This window comes from Microcystis sp. M079S1, assembly GCF_020246425.1.
GTDB lineage: Bacteria > Cyanobacteriota > Cyanobacteriia > Cyanobacteriales > Microcystaceae > Microcystis > Microcystis aeruginosa.
The window spans coordinates 1-9156 of the sequence record NZ_JADBSZ010000028.1 but is presented as its reverse complement, the minus strand read 5'-3'; the positions used below and the strand labels follow the sequence as shown (position 1 = coordinate 9156).

The 9156-nt window shown below is 44.5% G+C and carries 12 protein-coding genes and 1 pseudogene; 9 read left to right on the top strand and 4 right to left on the bottom strand.

What is annotated here, in order from left to right; translation table 11 throughout:
- Together IM456_RS01765 and IM456_RS01760 are read left to right on the top strand one after the other, a co-directional pair.
- Window positions 1-197 (top strand): annotated as a pseudogene (locus IM456_RS01765) (Uma2 family endonuclease); the annotation flags it as partial.
- A 101-nt stretch (window positions 198-298) separates the two neighbouring features.
- Entirely contained in the window at window positions 299-484 is a 186-nt protein-coding gene (locus IM456_RS01760; RefSeq protein ID WP_046663139.1) for a PCP reductase family protein, read from the top strand.
- A gap of 4 nt (window positions 485-488) precedes the next feature.
- On the opposite strand, the gene moaA is transcribed toward IM456_RS01760, so the two are convergent.
- Complete coding sequence (gene moaA / locus IM456_RS01755; protein ID WP_002782734.1) at window positions 489-1478, bottom strand: GTP 3',8-cyclase MoaA; 990 nt, start codon at window positions 1476-1478, stop codon at window positions 489-491.
- A 441-nt stretch (window positions 1479-1919) separates the two neighbouring features.
- Between moaA and IM456_RS01750 the strand changes: the two genes are divergently transcribed.
- Window positions 1920-3263: a DUF3370 domain-containing protein gene (locus IM456_RS01750; RefSeq protein WP_287691766.1), complete on the top strand. Its 1344-nt coding sequence runs from the start codon at window positions 1920-1922 to the stop codon at window positions 3261-3263.
- Between the two features lie 7 nt (window positions 3264-3270).
- Here IM456_RS01750 and IM456_RS01745 read toward each other — a convergent pair whose 3' ends face one another.
- The 3 genes from IM456_RS01745 to IM456_RS01735 are packed head-to-tail and all read right to left on the bottom strand — an operon-like array spanning window position 3271 to window position 4261.
- A complete protein-coding gene (locus IM456_RS01745; protein ID WP_002738091.1) occupies window positions 3271-3783 on the bottom strand; it encodes a TolB family protein in 513 nt (170 codons plus the stop codon).
- A gap of 23 nt (window positions 3784-3806) precedes the next feature.
- The gene (locus tag IM456_RS01740; protein WP_002737387.1) at window positions 3807-4022 is read right to left on the bottom strand and encodes a hypothetical protein; all 216 of its coding nucleotides are present in this window, start codon (window positions 4020-4022) and stop codon (window positions 3807-3809) included.
- A 32-nt stretch (window positions 4023-4054) separates the two neighbouring features.
- Window positions 4055-4261, bottom strand: coding sequence for a hypothetical protein (locus IM456_RS01735; RefSeq protein WP_287691769.1), 207 nt, complete (start codon window positions 4259-4261; stop codon window positions 4055-4057).
- Between the two features lie 279 nt (window positions 4262-4540).
- On the opposite strand from IM456_RS01735, the gene IM456_RS01730 reads away from it, so the two are divergent.
- The 6 genes from IM456_RS01730 (at window position 4541) to IM456_RS01705 (ending at window position 9044) form a co-directional block, all read left to right on the top strand.
- Window positions 4541-6034: a hypothetical protein gene (locus IM456_RS01730; protein WP_287691771.1), complete on the top strand. Its 1494-nt coding sequence runs from the start codon at window positions 4541-4543 to the stop codon at window positions 6032-6034.
- A gap of 59 nt (window positions 6035-6093) precedes the next feature.
- A complete protein-coding gene (locus IM456_RS01725; RefSeq protein ID WP_287691773.1) occupies window positions 6094-6372 on the top strand; it encodes a hypothetical protein in 279 nt (92 codons plus the stop codon).
- Window positions 6330-7298, top strand: coding sequence for a DUF1822 family protein (locus tag IM456_RS01720; protein WP_149985263.1), 969 nt, complete (start codon window positions 6330-6332; stop codon window positions 7296-7298). Before IM456_RS01725 ends, IM456_RS01720 begins: the two co-directional genes overlap by 43 nt.
- 63 nt (window positions 7299-7361) lie before the next feature.
- Window positions 7362-7679, top strand: a complete 318-nt coding sequence (locus IM456_RS01715) for a DUF433 domain-containing protein (protein WP_287691778.1) — start codon at window positions 7362-7364, stop codon at window positions 7677-7679.
- Window positions 7680-7693: 14 nt separating this feature from the next.
- Window positions 7694-8023: a DUF5615 family PIN-like protein gene (locus IM456_RS01710; RefSeq protein ID WP_287691780.1), complete on the top strand. Its 330-nt coding sequence runs from the start codon at window positions 7694-7696 to the stop codon at window positions 8021-8023.
- 46 nt (window positions 8024-8069) lie between these two features.
- On the top strand, window positions 8070-9044 hold the full coding sequence (locus IM456_RS01705; protein ID WP_287691783.1) for a CHAT domain-containing protein: 975 nt from the start codon (window positions 8070-8072) through the stop codon (window positions 9042-9044).
- Window positions 9045-9156: the final 112 nt, after the last annotated feature.

Here is a 9156-nt window from a genome sequence, read left to right as displayed (position 1 = left end):
TGCCAACTTTTCAGGAATATATTCTGATCGAACAATCTAGTTATAGTGTGGAACGTTACTATAAACAAAAGGATGATCAATGGTTAATTGATTTCGTCACGGGGGAAAATGCGGTTTTACAATTGGTGTCGGTAGATTGGCAGATTTCTTTTCAAGATTTATATCAAAGAGTAAATTTCGACCTAGCAGAAACCTAAAATTAAGAGAAAGGTGAAAAAGAGTCGCTATCAAGAAACTCATTATCTCAAAATAGCTAATCTTTTTTGGTATAATAGACGGACTACTATATTTTAAATCTATGGAAGATCTAGATTTTTCCGATCAACTACAATGGACCGCAGAAGCAAAAGCAAAACTGAAAAATATTCCCTATTTTGTTCGTTCCCAAGCGCGTCAAAGGATAGAAGAATTAGCTCGTCATGCCGGTTCCGATCGAGTTACCGTGGAAATGGTAGAACAGGCTAGAATAGAATTCGGACAGTAGATTTTTAGCCGCCAATTTGGGACATAGTACGGGTATAAATGCCGCTCGATGTGCCGGAATCACGCAGTTTAAAGTTTATTTCTGCCTTCAGTTCTATTAATTCCCGCACTCTTTCCCTGATTTCTGCCGGCGAAATTCCTTGACGGAGGGCAGTTTTTAGGTCAATTTGTCCGGTTTCGTTGAGGAGACAGGGACGCAACCAACCATCGGCCGAGAGACGTAGGCGGTTGCAGCGATCGCAAAAACATTCCGACATCTGACTGATAAAGCCAATTGTACCCTTAGCCCCCGGAATTTGAAAAACATCGGCCGGACCATTTCCCCGCACTTGACCCTCATTTAAGCCCCATTTTGCCCGAATTCGCCCCCTTAATTCCTCGCTCGCAATCCAAGCTTTTTCTTGAAATAAATCACCGTTACCGATGGGCATAAACTCGATAAAACGGACGTGCCAACGCTTCTCGATGGTCAAAGCCGCTAAATCTTCCACTTCTGCCTCATTTATCCCCGGAATTACCACCACATTCAATTTTAAGGGGTCAAAACCCACCCTCTGGGCCGCTTGAATACCTGCCCAAGTTTTTTGCCAACGACTCCGGCCGCGATTACCGATAATCTTATCGAAAGTGTCGGGGTCGAGGGAGTCTAAACTGATATTAATCCGTCTTAGTCCGGCTTCATACAACATTTCGGCTAAATTGTCAAGTAAATAGCCATTAGTGGTCAAGGCTAAATCGCTAGTGGCAGATAAAGAGGCGATATCGCGCACAATCTCCACTACTTCGGGATGTAAGAGAGGTTCCCCACCAGTAAGGCGAAATTTGCGGAAACCGAGGGGAATAAAGACATTTTTGACTAAAGTAAGAATTTCCTCCCGGGTGAGTAAATCTTGCGGTCGAACATAGGCCAATTCTGCATCTTCAGGCAGACAATACTGACAGCGAAAGTTACAGCGATCGATTAAACTAATCCTGAGATAGTCGATTTGGTTCATGTTCACGGGGAAATACCGTTATAAAACTTCATGAATTTATCATAACAATTCTGGCTCGATCGATATCTAGACATCGGGCGAAGTTTCCAGAAAACCACAGCTACATCTAGATTTTAGTCTATGATGACAATAGATTTGATCAATGGCAAGGGCAAATAACGATTGGGAAATTTGATAATTTTTCTTGATTGTACTTAAGTAGGTAGGCGTTAAAAATTATCAGACACCCACCTTATCAAGGGTAGGGTTGATTCATGAATCAACCCTACCTTATCAAGGGGGGCAGGGGGGATCGAACCTAAAATCGATTTTTAATTTAATTATAACCAGCTACTTAACACCCGAAAGAAATATTAACCAATCCTCTAGATATAGACAAACAGAATACTATCTAAATTGAGTGAGCCAGTAATGCTATGATCAAAAATTAATTATCTTGAGATGGTAATTTGTGTGATGTTACCTTTTTTACTACCCATTGCCCAAACTCCTCCTATTGTAGAAATAATTCGACCGGTGCAGGTGCGTCCTTTACCGAATCAACTAGATCAAGTTCCCGTTTTTAATAGCAATAGTCCTGAATTATTGCTAGGAGAAGGAATTTTGCTTTCGACTTTTCCCCCCCAAGAGAAAAGTTTTCCCTCGGCCCATTTAAATTATGCTTTTCAGGGACGCTTTGATATTTTTGCCCACCATGTAGCGAGGGGGAGTTTTCCCGATAATTTACGCACCCTTTATCTGGGTATATTACTCCACAATCCCAGTCCTAATCCCGTGACCGTTAAAATTCTGCAAGGGGCCAGTTATTTGAGTCAACCGGATGCAGCTTTTATCGATTTACCTGCACAAGTGGAAAATAATCAGGGGACGGTTTTTGCCGGGCCGGGAAGTCGGGTAATGGGGGATATTTTAATGGGGCAGCGTCAGGATATTTTTCCCGATAGGATTATTATTCCGGCGGGGGAGAGTTTTATGGTCTTAAATGCGGCGATTCCCGTGCGCGATTTGACTCCACCTTTAAACGGTAGGTCCACTTATCTCCGTCTGGAAAGTGACGGTCTTCTCTACGCTGCTAGTTTAGCTCTTTATGCAGCCCTAGATGAAAATGGGCAGGAAAGACCCCCAAATCTGACAGAATGGCAAAATTTGCTGGAAAAAGGCGATTTATCGACTCCGCGCGATCGAGCGCCCACTCCTCCCAATAGTCAAGGACAGATAATTTATGGACGGGTAGCGGGGGTGTCCCAAGGTTCAGCTTGGCCGGCCCGATTGGTCGATCGAGCTTCTTTATGGTTAAATATTCCTGATTCTGGTCAATCTATAGCCTATGGGATTAGCACCCTACCCGGAGGCAAACTGGGAACGGAACAAAATCAAAGTGCTAGTATGTTAGTTCGCTATCCCGATACGGCCTATCAAGCTCATGGTAATTACGGTGTGGAATATGGGTTAAGTTTACCTCTATTTAATCGAAGTGATGAGGCGAAAACAGTGACTATTGCGCTAGAAACACCGATTAAAGAGGATATTATTGGGCAGGGTTTGCGTTTTCTCGATCCGGCTGCCCCACAAGTGTTTTTTCGGGGAACAGTAGCCGTCAATTATAGCGATGACCAGGGACAGGCACAAAGCCGATTTTTCCATCTCGTCCAAAGACGCGGACAAGAGGGGCAACCTTTAGTGACTCTGACTATTCCTCCCGGGGATTGGCGTGTAGTACAGGTAAATTTTTTATATCCACCCGATGCAACTCCTCCGCAAGTTTTAACGATTAAGACCGAGTAGAACAAGTTTAAAATTGGCCGTTAACGATCGCAATATTCCATTGACCGTCTTGGTTGGTTTCAAAGGCAATTTGGCGACCATCACCGCTAATGGTGGGATTACGGACGCTTCCCCGCAGGTTAGCGGTTAATAGGGTTGCACGGGACTGGGAACGATCATAAACCATGACATCACTCTTGCCGCGTTCGCTGGAGATATAAGCAATTAAACGACCGTCAGCATTCAGAGATGGCTGATCTTGGCTAGAATCGCCACGATTTAGGTTAGGAAGATTAACTAAGCGCTTTTCTTGCAGATCGAATAAATATATACTACGACGACCGGAGCGATCGGAAGCGAAGGCCAAATAGCGACCATCAGCACTATAACTGGGGAATTGATCGGGAGCAAAACTATTTAAACCACCGGCGGGAACTTGCGGAGTGATCAAAAGAGGGGAATTACAGCCACTTATCCCCGATAACAGCCCAAAAGAGGCCAAAAATCGCCCCAGCCAGACAAAAAAAATTTTTTCTTTCATCTTGACTTTTGACCCCAAATGTGCTAGTAACTTTCTTCCTTGCCGACGGTTTTGAGGGTCAGTAGTTGATTGCCTTGACTGAGACTATCGGCGATCGCTTCTCGAATCGGCAGGTCAATACTGGTTTCAGCGAGGATTTCTTGGGCTTTTTGCCGCAAATCTGCCCCAGTATCGGCATCTACTTGGTCTAGATCGAGTAATTCCTGCGATAGCTGTTCGATCGAATTCGGGTTAGTCATAGCTCAGGCTCCCAACAAGCTTAATTACACTTTTATTGTATTGTAAAGAATAAGGCTTCTGTTTGTTTTTGATTTTTCTCAGCGATTAAGGGATTTCGACAAGCAATTAACCTTTCTGATGGATAATCTTCACTCTCAAATTCCACTAAGTTCACTCGATCGAATAATACTAATTGAATCACTTCTACTTCAACGAGTTTCCCAATTTTAGGAATTTTTTCTATATACATGACTGCCATTTTAGCCTAAACTTCTCCCATTTGTCTATTAAGGAATATTACAATAAACACGGGGTATATAAAGAAAAGTTAATGGGTTTATCCATTGATGGATAAGGGTTTTCGGCTATTGTAGTAGATATGTATGGGGGGGAAGTTCAGCAATACTACCCAATCAGCACCCTCAAGTCTGGCGGTTTAGTGGAAGAGCAGTTTATTGTCCGCATGGCAAGAGGAAAGGCTAGAATTAGAGAAGATTTTAGACTTTAATAGCAATTACATTTTCTAAGTAGTACGGCTATGAGCATCAGCGATCCCACTAGCCAAAAAGCCTCGTTAACTCAGCTAAATCGCGCTCTCCGGCACTTTACCGACCGACACGAGTTAACCTTGCGATTTGCAGAATATCTCAACGATGACGAGCTTGACCCCCATAAAATCCTATTCTTCTATGGGGATGGTGGCAATGGCAAGTCACTGCTGCTGAAATTCTTATTGGAAAATTGTTGCAAGCGCTTTCCTTTAGAAACTTGGACAGAACTTAAAACCAAAACCCATCCTGAAATTGTTGAGTTTATTAAGACAATTACTGACTGGGAACGTGACTTTCAATTTGTGCCAGCCGCACTGTTGGATTTTGAATCCCCAGCCAAGTCATCGCGACCAGAACAACCTCAAGAAAATTTCGACGGGCTACTGATTTTGCATAATCAGTTAATAACCAATGCTGCTCGCTTGGGATATAAACTCTCTTTTCCGCTCTATCAGTTTGCTTGCATCTTGTATTTACAACAGAAGGGAAAACTGACAAATGAATCCGTGAATAGATTATTTCCTTCACCGGAACTTTTTGCCTCTAAATTGGCAGTCTTCCTGATTAAAGAATTACCAAATGTACTTGCCGCCCATATTTTACCCGGTTTCCTGGCGAGTTTGACATCTAGCAGTTGGAATATAATCACCCAAGACTTAGGGGGGGATTTGTCCCTTTATCTACAAGGTCGAGGACTCCAGAAAAAAGATTTTCAACGGATCACCGAGTTAGACCCCGATACGGAATTGATTGTTGCTTTACCTAACTTTTTTGCGGAAGATCTCAAGGTCGCCATGCAAAGAGAGGGCGCTCCTGAAAAACTGGTGCTGTTTTTCGACACCCACGAAGCCTTTTGGGGAGAAGGGCGCAATCAAGGAAGTGCCAGATTTTTCAAGCAGGATGAATGGCTGCGGTGTCTGTTGTCGCAGTTGTTGGAGTTGCCCCAAATTGTCATCGTCATGGCAGGACGGGAAATTCCCCAGTGGCATCGAGCCAGCTATTGTTCAATTACAGCGGACAAGTTAGAGTGCAGGCAAGTGTTCAACTTTCAAGTAACCGATGCCCTCGACTACCTACAAAGAGTCGGAATTGAGGATACCCAAGTGCAGCAGGGCTTGATTGCCTATAGTAGTTTTGATGGCGATTCCGTTCATCCGCTCTTGCTGGGGCTATGTGCAGATTTAGTCAGGATGGCGCCAGAAAAAAAAGAAGCCTTTACCGCTGCCGACTTTCAATCCTTTGCCGAGATAGGAGAGGGATTTAATCAGAAATTAGGGATTTTGGGAGAAAGGCTCCTAAAATACACAGACAGGGTGTTGGAAGATGCCGTTTCTGTCTTGAGTGCCTGTCGAGCCTTTAATGAAGACCTTTACTTTCATCTGGGCGAATCCTTGAAATGCAATCCCTCCCATGCTGCCTTTGACTCGCTCCTCAGTTTTTCCTTCGTCTGGCAGGCAGAACAACAAGGTGAGGGGTGGTAAGCTAAACGGCGCTTAACCTGCATGATCCAACAGCTATAACCCTTTTGGAGTCTATATCGGTGATCCGAAGTAAAAGCCGTTTAGCTTATCGTCTTCACCCCCTGATCCGTCGTTTAAACCACGAGCAGAGGCGGGAGCGGACGCAGGCTGCCCATCAAGTCTTGGAGCGTTACTATCGAGAAAGGGGCAATCAGGCGGAAGCTCTCTATCATGCTTATTGGCATGGTCCTCTGAGAGCGAAAGAGGAGTGGATCGAAGTTTTTGGAAAAGCCAACCAACAGGAGGACAATGAACTATGTCAGGCACTAGCGGAAATCAAGAAAGAAATTCCTTTCTAGACGGTCAAATTGCCCAATTAATCGGGGATTATCTAACTCGCTTGCAGCGATATGAGGAAGCTAGGGAGGAATACCAAGAAGCTAGTGAAGGGTATGAAAATATCTCTCCCGCTTCCCCGGACTTTGAGACAGCCCAAAATAACCAAAAAGTAGTTCTGGGAAAACTTAATCGCTTACCAGAGCGGCAGAAATCCAGTCAAGACTACCGTTTAGAAAAGCTCTTTGCTGTTGAAAAGGAACAATCTCGTTCAGTTTCCTTAAAAAGCCGAGTCAATTTGAGCCAATGGTTGCAAAATGTTTTTGAGGAAAGCTGGCAGACGATTGAACAGCTTTTTGCACCTGGAGAACCCTGTTTTGCCTATGCTTATGCCTTACGCGAGCGCGGGGCTGATTTTATGGATTCCAAGACGGTTCGCGATTTAATCGAGACGATTTATACCAGTCAGGAAGAGCATCGCCGCAGACAAGCAGCACTGCGCTTGGGAGAGATGGGAACTGCATCTTCTGAGGTATTGGCGGCTCTGACTCACTTGCTAGAGGCAACTCAGGATGAAGAAACCCGTTGGAGTGCGGCAGAGAGTTTATGGCGGCTCGCTCCGCATAACTTGGCAGGTGGGTTGAGGAGAGTTAAAGATTTAGGAATGCTGATGGGGGAACACCCAGTGACTCTAATGGTGGCTGTCTTGCCTAAAACTGACCAAATGATAGCGGTTCTCCTCAGGGTCTATCCGATGCGAAACCAGAAATATTTGCCTGCCCACTTACAATTAGTGGTGCTGGATGAGGCTGGGAAAACCTTTTTGGAAACTGAGGCAAGAGAACTGGACAATTACATCCAACTCAAGTTTAGTGGTTCACCGGGAGAACAGTTCAGTGTCAGGGTGGGACTGGGAGAGGCAAATATTACCGAAGATTTTACCCTCTAGCAGAACTTTCCCCCTGAGAAATTGCTAGGAACTAAAGTACAAGTAAACGGAGAAAGTTTAATCATGAAAACCGCACTAACCGAATACAAGCATATTCAAATAGACGAACGCGGGAGACCAATGATTGCAAGCTCGACAATGAAGGTGATTGATCTGGTGATGGCTCAGATGGCTTACGGTTGGACTCCTGAAGAAATTCAAATCAACCATCGCCATTTGAGTATGAGTCAGATTCACTCAGCCTTCGCCTACTATTGGGATCATAAAGAAGAATTGGACGGGGCGATCGCTGCCGATCTGGAGTATGCCCAAAAAATGCGGCACTCAGCGATCGAGTCGCCTTTTGTGGCCAGACTTAAAGCACAAGGAATTCTCAAGTGAGCCTCAAACTTTATATGGATGAAAACGTACATGGAGCCATCACGATAGGATTGCGCCTTCGAGATGTTGATGTGCTGACAGTTCAGGAAGATGGTTATTCTGGTAGCCCTGACCCCGTAATTCTAGACCGATCAACAGCACTAGGAAGAATTGTTTTTACACAAGACAGGGATTTCTTAGTTGAAGGGAGTCACCGTCAGACAGTAGGAATAGACTTCGCTGGAGTTGTTTATGCTCATCAGTTAATGGTTTCAATTGGCGACTGCATACGCGACTTAGAACTCATCACCAAACTGGGAAACCCCGAAGAATTTGTGAATCGCATTCAATACTTACCCTTTTAAATAGGCGATCTATTAATATTTTTTTTAACAACGACAGGTGGTAGCGATGGCTAAGTTAGTGACTGTTAAATTGGGAGAAGGCAACTGGGAACAGGGATTTCCTGTGATCCTGCAAATTGCTGAGGAAGGCTCCCCTCCTTCGATCGAAGTTACAGGTAAATTGCCAAGCGCTCCGGAAATTCCCCAAAACTATGACCAATGGCAGTCTAGTTATAGACATTTGCCTGTTGTTGTCAGGCTAACAGCACCTGCTACCCAAATTACCAATGTTTCCACTACTGCCGACTGTCGCCAGACCCTTCAAACTTTGCAAGATAGCCTCAAACGCTGGCTGAACTCCGAGTCGTTTCGTCCGGTGAGAGAGCGTCTCTTGGAAAATTTGAACCGTTCCGAACCCATTCGCTTCATCATTCAAGCTGGGGATGGCTATTTGCGGCGGCTACCTTGGAATTTGATCGAGTTCTTTGACCATTATCCCAAGTTAGAGGTAGCGATCGCTGCTCCTGTCTTTGAAAAAATTGTTAGCCCACCTTCCCCCACCAAAAGGCTGAGAATTTTGGCGATTTTAGGTAATAGTGAGGGCATTGACGTGACGGCAGATAGAAGGTTTTTAGAGAATTTGCCGGGGGCTGAGACGGTTTTTTTGGTAGAACCTCCTCGACGAGAGATTAGCGAACAACTTTGGGAACAACATTGGGACATCCTCTTTTTTGCCGGACACAGCCATACGGAAGGGGAAGTGGGGCGCATTTATATTAATCAAAGGGAAAGTTTGACTATCGGTGAGTTAAAACATGGTTTGAGGACAGCGATCGAAGGGGGGTTGCAGTTAGCCATTTTTAACTCTTGTGATGGGTTGGGGTTGGCCAACGAATTGGAGAATTTGCAAATTCCTCAAGCGATCGTCATGCGAGAACCTGTACCCGATAAGGTGGCACAGGAGTTTTTAAAGCATTTTCTCAAGGCATTTTCTAGGGGTAAATCTTTGTATTTCTGGACTTCCCCCATACAGAAATACTAAAAAATTAACAAAACCCTTACTGCAGGTCGCTTCTCAGAAAAAATTGAAAAGAGGCTACTGGGTACATTTTTCCCTTGAAAATGGCTGTACCGTTGACTGTATCTGGAGTAGA

Coding starts and splice junctions, on each gene's coding strand:
- IM456_RS01760 (WP_046663139.1), top strand. CDS start 299: ATGGAAGATCTAGATTTTTCCGATCAACTACAATGGACCGCAGAAGCA.
- moaA (WP_002782734.1), bottom strand. CDS start 1,478: ATGAACCAAATCGACTATCTCAGGATTAGTTTAATCGATCGCTGTAAC.
- IM456_RS01750 (WP_287691766.1), top strand. CDS start 1,920: ATGGTAATTTGTGTGATGTTACCTTTTTTACTACCCATTGCCCAAACT.
- IM456_RS01745 (WP_002738091.1), bottom strand. CDS start 3,783: ATGAAAGAAAAAATTTTTTTTGTCTGGCTGGGGCGATTTTTGGCCTCT.
- IM456_RS01740 (WP_002737387.1), bottom strand. CDS start 4,022: ATGACTAACCCGAATTCGATCGAACAGCTATCGCAGGAATTACTCGAT.
- IM456_RS01735 (WP_287691769.1), bottom strand. CDS start 4,261: ATGGCAGTCATGTATATAGAAAAAATTCCTAAAATTGGGAAACTCGTT.
- IM456_RS01730 (WP_287691771.1), top strand. CDS start 4,541: ATGAGCATCAGCGATCCCACTAGCCAAAAAGCCTCGTTAACTCAGCTA.
- IM456_RS01720 (WP_149985263.1), top strand. CDS start 6,330: ATGTCAGGCACTAGCGGAAATCAAGAAAGAAATTCCTTTCTAGACGGT.
- IM456_RS01715 (WP_287691778.1), top strand. CDS start 7,362: ATGAAAACCGCACTAACCGAATACAAGCATATTCAAATAGACGAACGC.
- IM456_RS01710 (WP_287691780.1), top strand. CDS start 7,694: ATGGATGAAAACGTACATGGAGCCATCACGATAGGATTGCGCCTTCGA.
- IM456_RS01705 (WP_287691783.1), top strand. CDS start 8,070: ATGGCTAAGTTAGTGACTGTTAAATTGGGAGAAGGCAACTGGGAACAG.